Origin of the sequence: Buttiauxella sp. S19-1 (assembly GCF_022134725.1) — a bacterium.
GTDB lineage: Bacteria > Pseudomonadota > Gammaproteobacteria > Enterobacterales > Enterobacteriaceae > Buttiauxella > Buttiauxella ferragutiae.
Genome location: NZ_JAHWLU010000058.1, coordinates 1 through 19,138 on the forward strand (window position 1 = coordinate 1; position 19,138 = coordinate 19,138).

At 50.4% G+C, this 19,138-nt stretch carries 14 protein-coding genes and 1 pseudogene; 3 read left to right on the forward strand and 12 right to left on the reverse strand.

The annotated features are described in order from the left end of the window. A pseudogene (locus tag MES37_RS13840) lies at positions 1-452 on the reverse strand (bifunctional [glutamate--ammonia ligase]-adenylyl-L-tyrosine phosphorylase/[glutamate--ammonia-ligase] adenylyltransferase); the annotation flags it as partial. Positions 453-496: 44 nt separating this feature from the next. After that, entirely contained in the window at positions 497-1,795 is a 1,299-nt protein-coding gene (locus MES37_RS13845; RefSeq protein WP_232886578.1) for a CYTH domain-containing protein, read from the reverse strand. Positions 1,796-2,038: 243 nt separating this feature from the next. On the opposite strand from MES37_RS13845, the gene MES37_RS13850 reads away from it, so the two are divergent. Together MES37_RS13850 and MES37_RS13855 are read left to right on the forward strand one after the other, a co-directional pair. Further along, entirely contained in the window at positions 2,039-2,659 is a 621-nt protein-coding gene (locus MES37_RS13850) for a TIGR04211 family SH3 domain-containing protein (protein ID WP_232886577.1), read from the forward strand. Between the two features lie 67 nt (positions 2,660-2,726). Next, entirely contained in the window at positions 2,727-3,950 is a 1,224-nt protein-coding gene (locus MES37_RS13855; RefSeq protein ID WP_237931763.1) for a multifunctional CCA addition/repair protein, read from the forward strand. Positions 3,951-3,952: 2 nt separating this feature from the next. Here the strand turns inward: MES37_RS13855 and MES37_RS13860 are convergent, their stop codons facing one another. The 10 genes from MES37_RS13860 to folB all read right to left on the reverse strand — a co-directional run bounded on the left by MES37_RS13860 (position 3,953) and on the right by folB (position 18,403). Next, positions 3,953-6,550, reverse strand: a complete 2,598-nt coding sequence (locus MES37_RS13860; RefSeq protein WP_237931765.1) for a glycoside hydrolase family 38 C-terminal domain-containing protein — start codon at positions 6,548-6,550, stop codon at positions 3,953-3,955. Positions 6,551-6,562: 12 nt separating this feature from the next. After that, positions 6,563-7,798: a CehA/McbA family metallohydrolase gene (locus MES37_RS13865; protein WP_237931766.1), complete on the reverse strand. Its 1,236-nt coding sequence runs from the start codon at positions 7,796-7,798 to the stop codon at positions 6,563-6,565. Between the two features lie 11 nt (positions 7,799-7,809). Further along, positions 7,810-9,435, reverse strand: a complete 1,626-nt coding sequence (locus tag MES37_RS13870; protein WP_237931768.1) for a PTS transporter subunit EIIC — start codon at positions 9,433-9,435, stop codon at positions 7,810-7,812. 396 nt (positions 9,436-9,831) lie between these two features. Continuing rightward, positions 9,832-12,312 (reverse strand): phosphoenolpyruvate--protein phosphotransferase, encoded by a 2,481-nt coding sequence (gene ptsP / locus MES37_RS13875; RefSeq protein WP_237931770.1) that lies wholly within the window; start codon positions 12,310-12,312, stop codon positions 9,832-9,834. A gap of 12 nt (positions 12,313-12,324) precedes the next feature. Next, positions 12,325-14,913, reverse strand: a complete 2,589-nt coding sequence (locus MES37_RS13880) for a glycoside hydrolase family 38 C-terminal domain-containing protein (protein ID WP_237931772.1) — start codon at positions 14,911-14,913, stop codon at positions 12,325-12,327. A 136-nt stretch (positions 14,914-15,049) separates the two neighbouring features. After that, positions 15,050-16,171 (reverse strand): PTS fructose transporter subunit IIC, encoded by a 1,122-nt coding sequence (locus MES37_RS13885; RefSeq protein ID WP_064540138.1) that lies wholly within the window; start codon positions 16,169-16,171, stop codon positions 15,050-15,052. Continuing rightward, positions 16,164-16,478, reverse strand: coding sequence for a PTS fructose transporter subunit IIB (locus MES37_RS13890; RefSeq protein ID WP_064540140.1), 315 nt, complete (start codon positions 16,476-16,478; stop codon positions 16,164-16,166). Before MES37_RS13890 ends, MES37_RS13885 begins: the two co-directional genes overlap by 8 nt. Then, a complete protein-coding gene (locus tag MES37_RS13895; RefSeq protein ID WP_064540142.1) occupies positions 16,460-16,963 on the reverse strand; it encodes a hypothetical protein in 504 nt (167 codons plus the stop codon). Before MES37_RS13895 ends, MES37_RS13890 begins: the two co-directional genes overlap by 19 nt. Before the next feature lie 148 nt (positions 16,964-17,111). Next, positions 17,112-17,930, reverse strand: a complete 819-nt coding sequence (bacA, locus tag MES37_RS13900) for an undecaprenyl-diphosphate phosphatase (RefSeq protein ID WP_237931775.1) — start codon at positions 17,928-17,930, stop codon at positions 17,112-17,114. A 104-nt stretch (positions 17,931-18,034) separates the two neighbouring features. After that, the gene (folB, locus tag MES37_RS13905) at positions 18,035-18,403 is read right to left on the reverse strand and encodes a bifunctional dihydroneopterin aldolase/7,8-dihydroneopterin epimerase (RefSeq protein ID WP_064540147.1); all 369 of its coding nucleotides are present in this window, start codon (positions 18,401-18,403) and stop codon (positions 18,035-18,037) included. Between the two features lie 107 nt (positions 18,404-18,510). Here folB and plsY point away from each other — a divergent pair, with 107 nt between their 5' ends. Continuing rightward, positions 18,511-19,128 carry a glycerol-3-phosphate 1-O-acyltransferase PlsY gene (plsY, locus tag MES37_RS13910; RefSeq protein ID WP_064540149.1) on the forward strand — a complete coding sequence of 206 codons (618 nt, stop codon included), beginning with the start codon at positions 18,511-18,513 and terminating at the stop codon, positions 19,126-19,128. Positions 19,129-19,138 lie beyond the last annotated feature (10 nt).

The following is a 19,138-nucleotide window of genomic DNA, read 5'->3' on the forward strand; positions in this document are numbered from 1 at the left end:
ACTCCCGCCTGATTACAGGGTGTGCCCCACTCGCGGCAGCACGCGGCATACAACCAGTCACGAGCGGCAATAATTAACGTTTCGGCCAATACACTTAATTGCTGGAGAGAGCTTTCGGTAGGGACTTGTTGCAGTGTTTGCGCCCAGGCAATTCTCACCATGATACGGCGGCGGAAAAGACGCAGCGCGGTCATTAGCGTAGGTTCGCTATCAACGTGCTGCAATTCTTCCTGCAGCCAGGCGGCATAGTTCTGCCATTCGTCGGCAAGCGGAGGGGACTGTTCCAGCTCCGCCATCCATGCGGGATAAGCCGCCATGCTGTCACAAACAAAATCACTAAACGCCAACACAGCTTGAGCCTCGTGGCTTAGCGTCTGGCGGTCAATATCCTGTGGCAGACGCGCCAGCGCCGCCTGCATATGCTGCTGTAAAAGTGGCGCTTGCGACATCATGGGTGTGTCCCTTACAAACGATATGCTCTAAATAATGGGTAAAGTTACTTCCCGCTATGCAACCAGAAAGGAGCCTGCGAGATCGCTTCATTACGGTAATGTTCAATTTCGACTTGTTGGCGAGTCACAATGGCATGACGCAACCCTTGCCAGTTATCCAGCCACGGTTGCGTTTTCGCATCGTCATAAACGCCTGCCAGCAGGCGAATGGAGCCAGTTTCACGTGCCAGACGCGGCAACTGATCAGCATAGCTATCGCCCAATGGACGCTGGAAAGTTTCTTTCAGTTCTGCGGCATGACGCGAAAGATGGGTATCCGCAAAGCGCTTAAACGAACCGGCCAGTTTGACATTGGCTTTGTCGTCGCTAAATTTCTGCCACTGACGCCCAACCAGCCATTCAGTTAGCGCCAGTTTGGCCTGGCTGCTTTGTTCGCTGAATGCCAGTTCAGTTGCTTTCAGTTCTTGTGGAAGCATCGCTTCGTAGGTTGCCAGCAATTCACGCAGTTCTGTACTTGCTTTGCGTGGAACGATGCCGCCGAACAGTGCCAGTGCGTGTCGCACAAGGCCAACCGCTTCCAACACCTGAGCTTTCGCTTTGCCGTTGCCACGCAACCACAGTTCTTCGTGGTATTGCCAGTGGGAAAGCGCCAGCTCCAGAGAGCCTTCCAGACCTTGCTCTACTGTTGCTTTCGGTGCCACTCGCAATACGGTTAACGGCTTAATTTCGCGGTCCACATTTCCCTGTGCCAGATGGTATCCACGCGCGGCTTTGCTCAAGCTACCCTGCCGTATACCCGGTTGTGCAACCAGTTGTTTAGCAAAAGCCAGCACATCCGCCGTTTCGCCTTCCAGCAGCTCAAGCTCCAGCTCACATAAAGGTTCAACCTGTTCGCCCGCTTTCACTTCACCTAAATCCAGCGCCAGTTCGATACGGCTGTTACCGTGCGTAACGACCCATTTTTCACGGGCAAAATCAGTGCTGAATAAAGGATTAAGCTGTGACTGAATTTCGTCAGGGGAAATACCTTCCGGCCAGACTTCTGCCGGCAACAGCGCAAGTGCCAGTTCCGGTGATGTCAGCTCAACGTTGTATTCCGGGCGTTGATGCAGCCCGCCAATGACACGTCCCGCGATTTTCATCGTCATTTCATAGTGGCCGTTATCGCCACGGATACGCAGCCCCATATCATGACGGCGCAGTTGGTTATCGGCAGTTTCATAGTAGATATTGAGCAACTGGCGAGGTTCGCTGTGCTGGCTTTCCAGCGAATTTAAAGTGTTACGAATGGAATCCAGTTCAGCTGGATTAACAATAAATTTGAGCTCGATTTCTTGGGTCATCGTCTTTTTACTTTTATTTGGGTCACATCGGGTTTACACCCGGCGAACTTAATCTTTAACTGGTGGTCAGTAGATAATATTTTTCACCAAATTACCATGAGTGGCGCGTATTTCGACGGGCCACTAATCGCGAGTAAGTGGTCAAATTAACACCAGGATGATTCTCATTCAGGTTTACGGATTGCACCGTCAGACTGATGCCACTACTATCGTTCCACTATTTATGACAATAACGACGAAATCATGCACAAATTCCGCCTAATTTGCCTTACTTTGCTTTCTCTTAGCGTTTCCGTTGTGGCTCATGCCGAAGAAAAACGTTACGTATCGGACGAACTAAATACCTGGGTACGTAGTGGCCCTGGGGACAATTATCGCTTACTTGGCACCGTCAATGCCGGGGAAGAAGTGACTCTGTTGCAGAGCAATGAAGAAAGCAAATACGGTCAGGTGCGCGATAGCAATGGCCGTACATCCTGGATTCCTCTGGCGCAACTGAGCACCACGCCAAGCCTGCGTATTCGAGTGCCAGACCTGGAAAACCAGGTTAAAACGCTGACGGACAAGTTGACTAATATCGACACCACCTGGAATCAGCGTACTGCTGATATGCAGCAGAAAGTCGCGCAGAGCGACAGCGTTATCACCGGTCTAAAAGATGAAAATCAAGAACTTAAAAACCAATTGATCGTCGCGAAGAAAAAAGTTGAAGCCGCGAATGTTCAATTGGACGACAAGCAACGCGCCATCATCATGCAATGGTTTATGTACGGCGGCGGTGTTGCAGGTTTCGGCTTGCTGCTTGGCCTGTTACTGCCACACATGATTCCAAGCCGGAAGAAGAAAGATCGCTGGATGAACTGATCGCCATCCCTGTATCCTACACTTAGGTATTATCGTAATTGGTTAACAGATGCAGGGGCATTGAAGCGTGAAGATTTATCTGGTCGGTGGTGCAGTACGCGATGGGTTGTTGAGATTACCGGTCAAAGATAAAGATTGGGTGGTTGTGGGGGCAACTCCACAAGAAATGCTCGATGCGGGTTATCAGCAGGTGGGCAAAGATTTCCCGGTGTTTCTGCATCCCCAATCGCGTGAAGAGTACGCATTAGCGCGCACCGAGCGAAAATCAGGCCAGGGTTACACAGGTTTCACCTGCTACGCCGCGCCTGATGTCACGCTTGAGCAAGATTTACTGCGCCGTGATCTCACCATCAATGCCATTGCACAGGACGAACACGGCGAGTTTATCGACCCATATAACGGGCGTGTCGATATCGAAAAACGCCTGCTGCGCCATGTCTCTCCCGCTTTTAATGAAGACCCGCTACGTGTTTTACGCGTCGCGCGTTTTGCTGCACGTTACGCTCACCTAAATTTCCAGATTGCTCCTGAAACCATGGCATTGATGTCGTCGATGGCCGCCAATGGCGAGCTTGAGCATCTGACACCGGAACGCGTCTGGAAAGAAACAGAAAATGCGCTCACCACCCGCAATCCACAAGTGTATTTCGATGTACTGCGCAAATGCGGCGCACTGAAAATTCTGTTTCCAGAAATTGATGCGCTGTTTGGTGTCCCTGCGCCAGAAAAATGGCACCCGGAAATCGACACCGGCATTCACGTTTTGATGACGCTGGCGATTGCCGCGCAACTCAGCCCTGAAGTCGATGTACGCTTTGCCACCTTATGCCACGATCTGGGGAAAGGGCTGACACCAAAAGAGTTCTGGCCGCGTCATCACGGGCATGGCCCGGCGGGGGTAAAACTCGTCGAACGAATGTGCCAGCGAATGCGTGTGCCTAATGAAATTCGCGACCTTGCCAAACTGGTCGCTGAATACCACGACCTGATTCACACCTTCGCTATTTTACAGCCAAAAACCATCATCAAGTTATTCGATGCCATTGATGCCTGGCGCAAACCGCAGCGCATTGAGCAAGTCGCTTTAACCAGCGAAGCGGATGCCCGCGGGCGCACAGGTTTTGAAGCCAATGACTATCCTCAGGGCAGATTGCTGCGTGCGGCCTGGGTTGCAGCACAAAGCGTCACCAACAAAGAGGTCATTGATGCTGGTTTTAGCGGCCCGGCGATCCGCGATGAGTTAACGCGTCGCCGTATTGCCGCTATTCAGGCATGGAAAATGACACTCTAGCGCTAACAGCTTTGAGCCTCGGTGTTCGCCAGGCGTAGCGTCAGATGATCAAAAGCCGTGAGCCTGTCCTTGTTAATCGGTTCTCCCAGTGCGTTACACAACAATGACTTCCAGCATTGCGGAATGTCTATCGGTTGCGCAGCGGGATTACAGAACCGTAGCAGGGTTTTACCGTACAACACGTCTGTTCCACTCCACACCAGCCCTTGAGGAATCTCATCAATCAGGCTCCAGACGGTGACCGGCTTTTGGGTTATTTCCATATCGAAATTATCCAGCCGATGAAGGTGCTTCTCTTCCTCCTGCCACTGCCAGAGCAAAGCATTGAAACTGTACTTTTGCTGGCTGATAACCACCGCAGCGGCACTTCTTTTCCCAAGGCTAAGCGCAAATTCGAAATGTAGCCAACCGGTCAAATTCGCCTCCGGTGCCGCAAGCACATGCCCGGAAGCGCGCCCTGGCCGATATAGCAGATCGTCTTTCCCCACAAAACCCGCCCCTCTGAACAACGTCAATCGCAGATCTGACCCGCTATATTCGTACTCTTTCAGACCACGGGCATACACGTGGTAATCCTCGTGGGCGCTGAGCCAGTGCATAAAAGGCTCCGTATCCACTGGCATTTCTGTATAGCCTGAAGCTGAGGTGATGTTCTGGTTATGCCGCTCAATCCAGCCGAACGGCATGTCGGCTTTCACGGAAGTGATCGCCTTACCGGTGTTAATCAGTACCTGCATACGATGCTCGCGCACCTGATTATCAACCGCCAGCGCAAAGCGTATTACGTCGTCTTCCATTGTCACAACCAGCTCAATGGCGACTGGCCGCTGCTGCGAAACTCTCTCTGTTCGCTGCGAATTGATCGCTTCGGGCAGTTGCAATGTGGCAGATAACCGCAGCTCCTGCTTGCGTTCGCACTGACTGGCACCGAGCCATTCAAACTGGTCAAACAGCCTTTCTTCATCTCCAGCAAGCGGAGAGAAATCATATAAATCGCCATCGTTCGCGATATCCGCCAGCCGTATTAACCGCTCAATGGTGTCGCCGCTGAATTTATCAAGCAGGTCAAGATTTCCGTCCCGCCAGGTGAGTTTGTAGCGACTGTTTTCAATAGCGCTCTGAGCTAGCGGCTGCATAGTGATCATTGAATCCGCCGTGGCGCTCTCCAGTCTGAACTGAGCCATACCCGTTGGCGGGACGGCAACATCAGGAATATCAATGCGATTAAGATAATAAAACTCGTTACTCAAGGTTTCGACTTCACCATCTGGCGTTAACAGCACATGACGTGGGCGATTGATCTTCTGCTGATCCAGCAAGACAAACGGTACGCTGGCACCTTCGTTGTCGAGAATGGAAAATGCGGCGCTGGCCGAGATTAACACCTGGTCGCGGCTGTAAATGCGCGGGCTACTGGTACCATTGGTGAGTAAAAAACGGTAGGTATTCTGGCGATCATGATTTTGCAACAGCAAGCGCGCGCACAAATTATAAAGTGCTTCACCAATCTGCTGCGCCTGGCGGCAACGATGCACAACATCACGATTGGTTTCGTCACTATTACACCCACCCGCACTATCATGGGCATGAGATTCCAGAAGCAACCGCCACGCTTTTTCGAGCATCTCTTCCGGCACGCGAAAACCATTCGCCCGCGCCAGGGCAATCATCGGTTCGACAAGGGTGATTAAACAGGCCTCAGCCTCATAGTTCGCCTTTTTAATGTCATAACGCGAAGAACCGATACTTTTGTGTACCCGAGCCATACGCGGGCTGCGAAACTCGCCCTGGTATATCGACAGTGAATCAGGCTCAATGGCGGCCATAAAAGCCTCGTAGTTACTGACCCGCCAGTCATCCTCCGAGTGACAACCCACCTGCGCCACCAGCTTTTCAAAATCCTTGTCGCAGCTCACCTGATCGCCACCGATCGGGCAAAGCAGATGTTCGCTATCGCTTAGCTGTTTCATGCGTTCCAGCAGCGGGAAGGTTTCAACATGAAAATGGTTAATATCAAAATTGCGGTATCGCGCCCCGCGCTCAGGATGCCCCAGCATGTAACCGTAAGGCATCACGACCGTTTTAACTTGCTCGCCATTGGCGGCCTGCCACATCAACTCTGGCGGCCCCATCAAATCGCGGTCATAACCTCTGCGGATCAAAATATTATTCAGACCAAATGCGCTAGCGAGCTGAGGAATTTGAGCATGTGCGCCAAAAGTGTCAGGCAAATAAAGGACATCCATGCAGTAGCCAGCTTGCTTTGCATGGTAGATACCAATCCGCAAGTTTCGGAACATTGACTCGGTGCTAATAGCAAACAAATCCGGCTGGGTGTACCACGGCCCGACCAGCAAACGCTTGTCTGCCACCAGTTTCCTGACCCGTGCGGTCATCTCCGGTTTGATCTGCAAATAATCAACCAGCAAGGAGCTTTGTGCATCAAGATGGTAGTCAAAGTGCTCGTTCCCCTCTAACGCCTCCACCAGTTCGGTAAATGCTTTTACTGCCAGCACCTGGGTATCGATGGTAGTGAAATACCATTCGCGATCCCAGTGGGTATGCGACACAGCATGAATAACACGGCGATCCTTCTTCATTGGATATTCCTTTTATCTAAGCCAGACAGGGTTGGTAATTAAACGAGCATGACCCTCGCGATTAATACGCAGGAAAACAAAACCTTCCGCTGCACAATCCCCGGACCAGCAGAGATTTCCGTTGTCACTTTCCAGCGTTGTGATGCCCCTGCTGCTATAGAGTAGAATTTCGTTCGCAGGCTCGGTCTTAAGTTTCACCACCAGTTGCCGCCCGGAAGTGGACTCGCCAATCCCTGCCCCGCTGACACTAAACTCTTCGAGCACCATGTCATCGCACTGAAACCAGGCTCGGCCAGCCTGTAATGCACTGAGAATGGCTTCACGTTCGCAACATTCGGCCCGCACCCAGGTATGTGCAAGCGCCAGACCTTTTTCACGGTGGAAATCACTTCCGGCTACCGCAACACAAAATTTCCCGTCACAAAGCTGTTGATACCAGAACTGAAACGCCTGTTCATTTTGCGTACAGCCATCCCATTCACCGTTCCAAATTTCCAGCCAGTCAAACTCTTTGATTTCACTCAGCCACGGACAATGCTGGCAAAAAGGATGATTGATACCAATGCGCGCACCGTTTTGACGCGCTTCGTGGATGCGCGCAAAGACAGCGAATTCACTGTCGCAGGGGATGAAATTCTGAACCGGGCGATCGCAACCTACCAGGTTGACATGCCCGCGAGTGGTCGTCAGTTCCATTCCCGGTATCAGGCAAAGCTCACTGTTGATGGCGCTAATTTCTCGGTTTTGAGAGCACGTATTGTGATCGGTAAAAAACAGGTAGTGATAGCCATACGCCTGCGCTCGCTCAACCAGTTCCCCGACACTCAATTTCCCGTCGCTGTGCAGGGAATGAATGTGTGTATCGCCTTTAAACCAGCGCCAGTGTTTCTTGTGAAAAGTGATATCAACATGAATATCGCAGGTATTGGTTACGTGATGCAGGCCAAGCAGGATGTGCCAGTTTCCTGGCGCAATGGCACTTCGCTGATAACCCGGTGTTGCATAGCATTCGCTAAGTCGCACTGCATCTCTTGCCCCCCCACTCCAGCCATGCACCGTTCCATTCGCCATCATTCCCAGATCAACTGTGTTCCCGGGGCTATAGCGATAGCGAACTTCCAGTCGTTCGATTCCTTCCGGCACACAAAAGGAAATTTGCTGGATCTGCTGCTGATCTTTTGGATATACGGTCAGATGTAACGGCAAGAGTTCGATATATTCTGTGTCGGTGGGTTTCTGAATCGTCATGATATTTTCCCTTAACAATCCAATAATTCTTTACAATCGCCAGCAATCATTACCACCTCAGCGCCATAAATAATCTGGTAGCCCTTATCACCCACGCGGACGACGCCTTTTGCCTGTAATTTTTTCTTCCAGTAATTATCAGCGGCCACTTTTTCGGGATCTTTGACTTCGACCCGTAAGCGAGAAATACAGTTATCAAAAGCAATAATATTTTCCGCACCGCCAAAGGCTTCAATGATTTGATGGGCTAGCATGTCGCCAGGCGTACTTTGCTGCTTATTTTTATAGTCTGCTTTGGTATACAACTTTATTTCTTCTGCTGTATTTTCTTCATCGTCAGGCTCACGACCTGGTGTCATGACATTAAATTTCAAAATGAGAAACCTGAATAGCACGTAATAAATACAAAAGAACAGGGGTATCAGCCAGAGATAGCCCCAACAATTAAGTTTTGAAGGCTGTAGCAGCACCGGTAAAATATCTTTAATACTTCCACCATAAATGGAAACACCTGCCATCTCAGTCAGCACAAAGGCAAGTCCAGTTAATGGCACATGCACCAGGTAAAACAACCACGGTGCGACAAATAAAAAGGTATATTCAATCGGTTCCGTTACGCCAAAAAGAACCATGGCCGTTAATACCGGAATCAGTAAACCCGCCACCGCTTTTTTATGTTTATATTTAGCACACTGATAGATAGCTAAACCTGCGCCGGGTAAAGCACCAAAATGAATCACGGAACGACCAGACTGAAAACCTCTCACTAATAGTTCAGTTGTTTCCTCGCAAGCGAGTTGAGCCATATAAATATTCGTGGTCCCGCTAACCAACTTGCCGCAGATCTCCATTGACCCGCCCAATTCAGTTAAGCGAATCGGCGTGGTGACCAGATGATGTAAACCAATTGGCAGTAACGATTTATCGACCACCGCCCAAAGGAATGTCCCGAACAACCCGGAATTCCAGATCAATTTGCTGAACTGGGCAAGCACACCGCCTATCGGAGGCCAGATAAAGTAAAAAACAATGCCCAACATTGAACCGGTTAACAGCGCCACAATAGGCACGGTGCGTGTTCCGGCAAAAAAAGACAGCACGATGGGCAGCTTCACGTTATAAAGACGGTTATGCAAATAAGAGGTGACTAACCCGATAAGCAGGCCACCAAAAATACTCATTCGATAGGTAAACATGCCAAGCTCGTTGGTATATATCGAAGCCTTTTGGACTGCACTCACCTGCTCAAAACCTACTTGTTGAAAATAACTCGCACTGGTCGTCTGTGGGGATAAACCGTTTAAACCGAGGATGGTGCTTATGACATAGTGCATCGCCATAAACCCAACCACACCGGAAAACGCGGCCCAGCCCTTCTCTTTTTTGGCCAAACCAAAAGAGACACCACAGGCAAAAAAAAGCGGTAAATTAGTGAAAACCACATCGCCCATCGCTTTCATAATTGTGAAACCAATAAATGGCAAAGACCCCTCATAAATAAAGGAGGACAGATGTAGCGCTGCTATCACCTCTTTATTTTTAAAAGCGCTACCAAAACCCATTAACATAGAACCAATCGTGATAATAGAAATAGGGACTAACATAGCCTGCCCGACCATTTGCATCTGCTGCTTCATTGAAGATCCCTCTTATTCATATATATCAGACAGATTCGCTGCGGCACCTACACTGACTGCACCCAATCAGTTGAATCATGACGGATATAAATAATGCATTGTGTTAAAAAGAAAAAAGACAGGAGTCACAGATTAATTAACCCTGTCATAGTGAAGTTATCTTTGCTCTCATTTAGATTTAGAAACAAACAATATCCATTACTTCCTGTTACATCCAGAAAATAAAACCACTCAATTAATAAAGCCAGGGTAATTACAGTAACCACCCTAGCAAGATTTATTATTTCCTTATGTTATCTACTCTACAAAAAACAGAGATAAATAATCCCATTACACTTCAAAATACATTCATGAAACAAATAGTCTAATGGGACAGGTTCATTTCGCTATAGTCCGTTAAAGTGCCAGTTCAATAGCTAAAAGTTCGGTGATCGCGGCAGCATTCGACAACGTGTGAAGCGGTTCGCGGAATTCGCTGTGCATCAATTTGCGAGCCAGGCGCGAGAAAATCTTCATGTGATTATCTTGTTCCTGTTCGCTCACTGTCAGCATAATGACCAGCTTCACATCAACATCTTCGCCCCAATTCAATGGCGCATTTAACCGCAAAAGCGAAATACTGCTGTGCAATACATGCGCTGATTTGCAATGTGGAATCGCCACTGAAAATCCGAGTGCGGTAGAAAACACGGCTTCGCGATCCCAGATAGCCCTTTCCGCTAGTGCTCCGGAAACGACACGCTGCTGCACTTCAAGGTTATCAGTCAGTAATTTGATGGCTTCTTCTTTGCTGGACACACTTTTATCCAGCAACACCAACTCCGCCGCCAGCACCGTTTTTTGCGACTGTGCTCGCATGAATTGCTCAACAAGTTCCAGCACTTGTTCGCCGCTCTCACTGGCAATCGCTGTTTCAAGGAGTTGTTGGCATTGCGCAATATCCAGTGAAGTTAGCGCTTCCTTACACGGCGTGATAGCTCCCACCGCCATGCTTAACTGCGTTAATCCCATTCCAATCAGCAGCGGCAACATTTGCTTATCTGCGGCCATTTCGCCACACAAGCTAATCACCAGCCCGGCGGCCTGCGCACGTTGCGTAATATCACGCATAAGTGCCAAAAACGTCGGGTTGCGATAATCGTAAAGGTGACGCACCTGTGGATTACCGCGATCGCACGCCAGGAAGTACTGTGTAAGGTCATTGCTACCAATAGAGACAAAATCGAGGTATTTCGCGGCTTTTTCCAGTAAATAAAGCGTAGATGGCACCTCAACCATAATACCGAGATGCCATTCACCGACGGAGATATCTTCTTGCTGCAAGGTGTGCGCGACGTGCTGGAACTGGCTGTGTAACCACTGAATTTCCTGAAGCGTGGCCACCATCGGTACCATAATATTTAGCGGGCCAACCGCGCTCGATCTGAGTAAAGCTCGCGCTTGTGTGGTGAATATTTCATGAAATTGCGGATACATGCGCACTGCGCGATAGCCGAGGAATGGGTTCTCTTCTTTGGGTAAATCGAGAAAATCACAAGGTTTATCGCCGCCGATATCCAGTGTACGAATGGTGATTTTTTTGCCTTTCGCCGCACGCAACACTTCGCTATACGCCTGATATTGTTCTTCTTCATCAGGTGGCAGACTGCGTTCACAGAAGAGCATTTCGGTGCGGAACAGGCCGACGCCATCCGCGCCTTTGCTAAACACCTCCTGCGCTTCAACAGCCAGGGCAATATTCGCCAGCACGCTCACCGATGTGCCATCCACCGTCGTAACTTGTTGCCCGCACAGCGATGCACTGCGTGCCGTAATCGCCTGCTGCTTTTCGGTTTCCAGCCGATACCAGCTTTCCATTGCGGCATTGGGATTGGCCACCAGCACACCATGGCGGCTGTCGAGAATCATCATGCTGGCGCTACGCACGAGTGCCTCAGATTGCGTCACTCCGCACAACAACGGCACACCAAATGACCGCGCCAGAATCACGGTGTGGGACGTTTCACCGCCATCGCCCATCACTATGCCTTGCAGATGTGGGTTGCGCAGCCGCAGGAACTGCCCTGGCGTCAGTACGCCGCTACATATCACGATGCTGTCTTCGGTGAGCGTCAGTTGAATTTCAAGTGGCCGCCCCAGCACATTTGCGGCAATGCTCTGGCAAAGATCGCGAATGTCGATCACCCTTTCACGCAAATATTGGCTGCTGCTTTTCAGCAAAGACTCGCTCAGTGTTTGCACCGTCAATGCGATGGCCTGCAACGCATTGCGCGCCGAGGTATGTGACAGCAAGCAGGATTTAAATGCTGGATCGCTCAGCAATTTAAGCTGTGCGGCTAACACCTGCGCAGCACCGCTATCCGACTCGGCTAACATATTCTTCGTTAAAACCCAGGCATCAGACAGTTGCTGATGCTGATGTACGAGGTCAGCGGCAGGTTCATGGCGCGACAATTCATGGAGATCGACGCAATCAATATGCACCGGCACACCGCGCCCGATTCCCTTACTCACTCCGTTACCACGCACACAGTCCGCGCCCGCATGTTCTATAAATACAGGCAACGGCTGTGAGTGGGTTTCCAGTGAGAAAGCCAGCGGCTCGTCGCAATCGGCAAACTCACCACGCATAAAAGCCTGCAACACATCAAAGGTTGCCTGTTGATCGCCACCTTCAATCAGAAACTGGCACGAGTCGCCGTTAGTAATATCGGCACCAATCATGCCCAGTACGCTTTTCGCATCTGCCTGGGTCTTTTTGCTGAGGTTGATAAGCGTAATCGACGCCGAAAAAGGTTGTGTGCGCTGTTCTATTTCGCTTGCCGGGCGAGCATGGATGCCGTTAGGCAAAGTACAAATAAAGTTGAGGGTTAACATGTGTTTCCCGCCCTAAAATGTGATGACAAAAGTCGCCGGCGCGCACGTTGTCACCGTGTCTGGCTGAGCTTCCAGTGCGGTTTCCGCAAGCGTTGCTGGCATGATTTCGCCGTGGGTTTCAGGCGCGCCACACTGCAGCGGTTGAGCTGTGGGGTTCCAGCCACGCACCACCAGCGCATCGCGATGCTGAGCTTTTTTCAGCACGCTGAAATGCAGTTCGGTATCCCAACTTAAGACGCTGAAATGAGGCGGGAAAGTGCGGCCATGAGGATTAGTGCGAAAACGCGACCAGCCAGTAGCCAGCCACGCATGAAGGTTGCCGCGCGCGCGTTCAACGTTGCGCCAGAATGCGTTATCCGCACCGTGATTCATCGCCAGTACACTGAGTTTGAAGTGGTGCATGCCCTGTATTTGCGAATCAGGCGAAGGCAAAACCATACCGGACGCACGCCCTGGACGGTAAGACATATTGGCCTGCCCGAGCCAACCGACGCTGCGCAGCAAGGTCACCGCTATCACATCTTGCCTGTTTTGCGGGATTTGATATTCACGCAACCCTTCGGTCACAGCGCACAATCCCCGCTGCGCGTCATACATCATCACCTGGCTTTGCATCGGGTAGAGCGCCACCGGCGCTTCGGTCCATTGCTCGTCCTGCCAGACCGCCATTTCCGACGGCAAGTTTTGGCGTTCAATCAAGCCAAACGGCTGATCGGCAAAATGAATATGACTTTGAGCCGCGGTCGGCAGTAGCACTTGCAATCGGTGGTCGCGCACCGTGTTATTGACGCTAATTGCCACATCCAGCCAGGCGTTGCTGTCGGCAAGCGTGATAGTCATGGTGATATCGAGTGCGGCATCCGCACGCTGTTCACGGCGAGCCGCCAGATCCTGCGGCACCGCTATTTTCCAGCTTAGCGTCAGCGCACTTTGCAGCGCCCCTTGTGTGCCGCTGATTGACGTCAGGAAGCCATTACTGTTGATTAGCCAGTCATCAAACGGCGGCGAATAGTTGTAGTTATCGCCTGCATCGCCGCCATCAACCAGTTGCAGAATATTGTGATAGCTCTGCTGACTGCGCTTGTCGGTTAACGTCAAAATGCCTTGCTCGTCCACTTCCAGACGCAGCCAGGCGTTTTCCAGTTTGTTTATCGATTTAGCCTGCTGCTCAAAGCCTGCGTTAATACCCTCTTGCAGATACAACGTTTGATAGCCACAGGCAGGAATATTGGCGACCTCCAGCAACAAACAACATTTGCGATACCAGGTGGTTTCGGTGCTGTTTGATAACTCCTGAACGATAATCGACATATCCTGGCGGCCTTCTTCGACAATCTGCCAGCGACACTCTTTGCCTTCGCTGTCGACCACGCGGAAATCTTGTTCCGGTGTGAATATTGTCAGCTCGACCAGCCCGGCACTCATCTGCGGGTGCGCATTGAAGATGATGATTTTCTTGCCATCTTGCTGCGCTGTGATCCCTTCAGCCAGCATCTTCATATTCAGGTCAATCAACTGGTTCGCCATTTCCAGACCCGATTCAAGGCGATTTTTGACCATCGCGTTAACCCGATCTGAATTGCAGCCACCGATGCTGTCGTGGGCGTGGGATTTCATCGCTTCACGCCAGATATTATCGACGGCATGTTGCGGATACGGCAGGCCCAGCCGCCAGTTGACTGCCAGCAACGGCTCCAGATGCTGGCTCAGCGTCCGTTCCAGGCGGGCGTTAAGTTGCTTGATGTCGATGCGGGTCGAGAAAATACCGCGATGAATACGCATATATTTCGGGCTGAGAAACTCGCCCTGATAAACCGGCAGAGTCACGTTGGCGCTTTCCAGCGCCTGGAAAAACTGGCTGAAACTACTGCGCACAAAGCGGTAGTCATCCTGCTGTGGGTTAAGCTGCTCGAGCATTGCCGGAACACGATATTCAAACGGCGACTGGTCGTTACCGTTGGGCAGCAAAACGTGGTCGGTGAGGGAGAAACGCGTCTGTTTTTCCAGTATCGGTTCCAGCGTTTTTTGGGCCGTTTGGGGATTGTCAGGCAGCCATTTGGCGCAACCATAGCCCCACGGCAACACGGCGGTGGTGACTTTGCTGCCATCGGCGGCCTGCCAGCTAAATTCGCTATGCGCGACATTGTGTTCGCTCCAGCCGCGCCAGATAACGGCGTAGTCGATCGCAAATTGCTGCAAAAACATCGGCAGTTGTGCACTTTGCCCAAAAGAATCAGGCACATAACCGATTGGCATTGTGCCACCGAAACACTGGCAGTCGGCGTGGCCGAGCAATAAGTTTCGGGTTATTGATTCCGCACCAACCACCAGAAAATCGCTCTGTGTATACCACGGGCCAATCACAATACGCCCCTGCTCTATTAACTGCCGTAACCGGGTTTCCTGATGAGGCGCAACACTCAAGTAATCTTCTATAACCACCGTTTGCCCATCGAGAACAAATGGCCCTAAGGTTTTATCTTCTTCCAGACGCTGAAAAAGATCGTCCATAAAATAATAAAGTACCGCTTTTGAATCGTTCTCAGTGAAATACCACTCGCGATCCCAATGGGTATGCTGTACCAGATGAACAATTTTCATATTTCAACCTCATCATGACAATGACTGCATATTTAACCCAGCTGCCATGACTTTATTTTAAATACAGGAAACCCTGAGACTGATGAGTCTCATTGATATTTATTACTGCGCTATCAGCAAACCATTAAATAAAAAGCTAACGGCTCACTTTAAATTTAGGTGCAGCTGCTTTTTCTACTTTATTGCCCGAAGGTGTCGACTGACTGAACACCAGCAGCGAACCCATTGCGACAATTGCTGAACCTACGGCAATAGACAGGATGTAAACCGGCCAGCCATCAACGGCTAACCAACCGTAAAATCCGGAAATTGGCGCATGGTTTACCGCCCCTAAACCAACCGCCATCGCCGCCCCTGTCGCTGTACCGACCACATTGATAATGATGATCTTTGGATTGGCTAAGGCGAAAGGGATCGCCCCTTCTGAAACACCAATCAAGCCCATTAACGTTGAGGCTTTGCCCGCTTCTTGCAGAGATTCTGGGAAGCGATGCTTCCAGATAAGAGTTGCGACGCCAAGGCCAATCGGCGGGATAATTATCGCCACTTGTGCCGCGGTGTTGGGGTCGTAAATCCCCGAGGCCAGCAGTGCCATTGCGGTGGTAACTGCGGCTTTATTGACCGGGCCGCCAAGGTCAAAGCCCACCATGCCACCGACCACTGCGGCCAGAATAATTTTGTTAGTGCCGGACATCGCCAGCAGCCACGCTTCCATACCGCGATTGAGTGCCGCCAGTGGCGTGCCAATCACAAACGCCATAATGATGCAGGTCAGCAGCGTGCCGCCAACGGGGAGAATGAAAATCGGCCCAGCAGAGGCCAGCGAGCGTGGCAGTTTTATTTTTGCGGTCAGCATGCGGACCACATAACCGGCGACAAAACCCGCCGCTAGCGCACCAAGAAAGCCGGTGCCGAGGTTGCTGGCTAACAGGCCGCCGACCATACCTGGTGCAATCCCCGGTTTATTGGCAATCGCAAAGCTGATGTAACCTGCCACAATCGGCAGCATTAATGACAACGCCAGGCCGCCAAAACCATCGAACTTATGCAGCATCTGCACCACCAGGCTTGCGGCCTGTTCGTGGCTGGCATCCCAAATGTTATCAATGCCATACATCGATGCACCAATACGGGCGATACCCATAATGACGGCACCGGCAATGACAAACGGCAGCATGTATGACACACCGGTCATAATGGCGTTTTTCACCTCCGTCCCGGTAGAGGATTTCACCCCGCCACCCTGAAATTTAGCCATTATTGATCTCCTGCTCAATGGCATCAAAGACGGCGTCACCAAACTTAATCGGGTCTGCCACGCTGCATTCCAGCTTTAGCATGCCATCGAAGCGCTCTTTGTTGTTAATGGCCACATCAGCGGCGATGATTACACCATCGGCACGCGCCAGATCCTCCGCGGTAATTTCATTTTCCGACCCCATACTGCCCTGGGTTTCGACTTTAATTTCGTGCCCACGGCTTTTGCCAGTGATTTCCAGAGCTTCGGCGGCCATGAAGGTATGAGCAACGCCAGTCGGACATGCAGCTACACAAACGATGTACATAGTGATTCCTCTCTCAGATGGGCGGGTACAGACAATAAAAAAAGCACAATGGCGATAAGGCGCATTGTGCTTTTTAAGCAGTAAAACAGTCTGTTATGTGAATCTGAATTCGCATCGGACTCGCCACTCAAACGGTGGCACACCAGCAACTGGTGCGCACTGCGAGTGGTGTAGCTAAATGCCAGTTCATGGCGAAGTTGCGCCACTAGTTGGGCCTGAATAGTGGTATTTACAGTGTTGGAAACGAGTGGGGTTTGTGGGCGTTTGGATAAGGTAAACAGGCTCTCGCCAGCACAATCCCACAAGCGTGACCAGCCGCCAGAAAACTCATCTTCGTTATTTTCCTGCGGGTATTCTTCGGCAACACTAAGTGATTGAACGGAGTTGAAACAGCAAAGTCCACTCAGCAATGACCTCACGCTGCTGAATTTCCCCAGCAGGCAGTAAAAGCAGTAACTGATTAATCGGTGGACTATGACGTACATATTTCCTCCAGTCTTGAGCGCATGATAATAGTCATTAACCTGTGGAGTAAATGTGATTGCTCGCACAATTCCCGTTATTCTAATCAACCAAATATTTGGAATAAAAAAGCCACTTAATTAAAGTGGCTTTTGTTATTAGTGGTTAATATTAGAAGAATACGAAATAAACCACTGCTGCGACCGCAAATCGATAAATTGCGAACGGAATGAACGAAATACGTTTAATCAGTTGCAGGAACGTTTTAATGGCAATCAACGCAACTATAAATGCTGTCATAAAACCAACGGCAAACATTGGCAAATCAGCCATGGTTAAGAAACCGATGCTCTTATAAACATCCAGCACGGTCGCACCCATCATCATTGGCACCGCCAGCAGGAACGAGAACTCAGAGGCTGCATAACGGCTGATGCCCATTAACATACCACCTGAAATCGTGGCGCCTGAGCGCGAGAAGCCCGGCCACAGCGCTAAGCATTGGAAACAACCAATCGCAAAAGCCTGACGATAAGTAATGTCATCCACACCTTCGGCACGCGGAACCTTCGGTTTGAACATCTCAGCGGCAATCAGTAGCACACCACCAACCACCAGCGCATACATGACGTTTACCGGGTTAAATAGCGACTTGATCATGTCATGGAAAACCAGCCCCAACACTACTGCAGGCACCATGCCCAGCAGAATGTGAATCAGCGTTAAACGCCCGGTTCCGGTACCTTCGTGAGGTTGGCGACCAAAGTGGATACCGATAAGCCCAAACAGACGGCGCCAGAACATCACCACAACCGCCAGAATCGAACCTAACTGGATAACGACTTCAAACGTTTTCGCCGTGTCACCTTCAAATCCCAGAAGGTGACCAACAATAATCATATGACCGGTGGATGAGACGGGTAAAAACTCCGTTAACCCTTCGACAACCCCAAGAATTGCAGCAATAACTAACGAGTGCAGATCGCTCATTAAAAATCCTCTAACCCCAAAACACACAGAATAAAAGCGGCGTCTGCCGCGAAAAGATGACAGTTTTGACTAAGCTACGCCTGTTTGGTTTAGCCAATATGAACCTAATGACTTAATTTAAGATTAATGCCACGTTCGATAACTACACCAACATTGGCGGCCTGCGCAACCGCACCTGGTTTACTGACTTTTAAACGTACCCACGGCGAGTTAAAGCGAGTGAGTAGCAGTTGTGCAACCTCTTCAGCCACGCGTTCAACCAATGCAAAACGGCCACCCGAAACATGGCTGATGACTGCATCGCTGACATCGGCATAGCTTAAACAATCTTTTACGTCGTCACTGCTGGCAGCCTGGCGGTTATCCCATGCCATTTCGATATCGAAGACCAGTTTCTGTGAGATCGTTTGTTCCCAGTCGTAAACACCAATTGTGGTGATTACAGTGAGTTGCTCTATAAATACAATATCCATCACGCCCTGCCCGGTTTTTAGTCACGCCAGATACCACTTCCGGCGAAATATGCGTATTATCCACAGATGCAGAGAATACAACGACACTTTCAAAATGGAACAGCGTTATGAGTGCAATCGCGCCAGTCATGATCCTGCTTGCGTATCTTTGCGGCTCAATTTCTAGCGCCATCCTGGTTTGCCGAGTTGCCGGTCTTCCTGATCCACGACAAAACGGTTCTGGCAATCCTGGAGCAACCAATGTCTTACGCATTGGCGGCAAAGGCGCTGCCGTAGCGGTACTGATTTTTGATGTTCTTAAAGGAATGCTACCCGTCTGGGCGGCTTACGCACTAGGCGTGACACCGTTCTGGCTGGGGCTTATCGCTATCGCAGCCTGTATCGGGCATATCTGGCCTGTATTCTTCAATTTCCACGGCGGTAAAGGCGTTGCGACGGCTTTTGGTGCTATCGCTCCCATCGGCTGGGATTTAACCGGCGTAATGGCGGGAACCTGGCTGTTGAGCGTATTACTGAGCGGCTATTCGTCTTTAGGGGCGATTATCAGCGCTCTGATTGCGCCGTTCTATGTCTGGTGGTTCAAACCGCAATTTACCTTCCCGGTTGCCATGCTGTCGTGCCTGATTTTGATGCGCCACCACGACAACATTCAACGTTTATGGCGTGGGCAGGAAGCCAAAATCTGGAAGAAACTGCGCAGAAATAAAGACAAAAAAAAGGAGTGAATTCTCACTC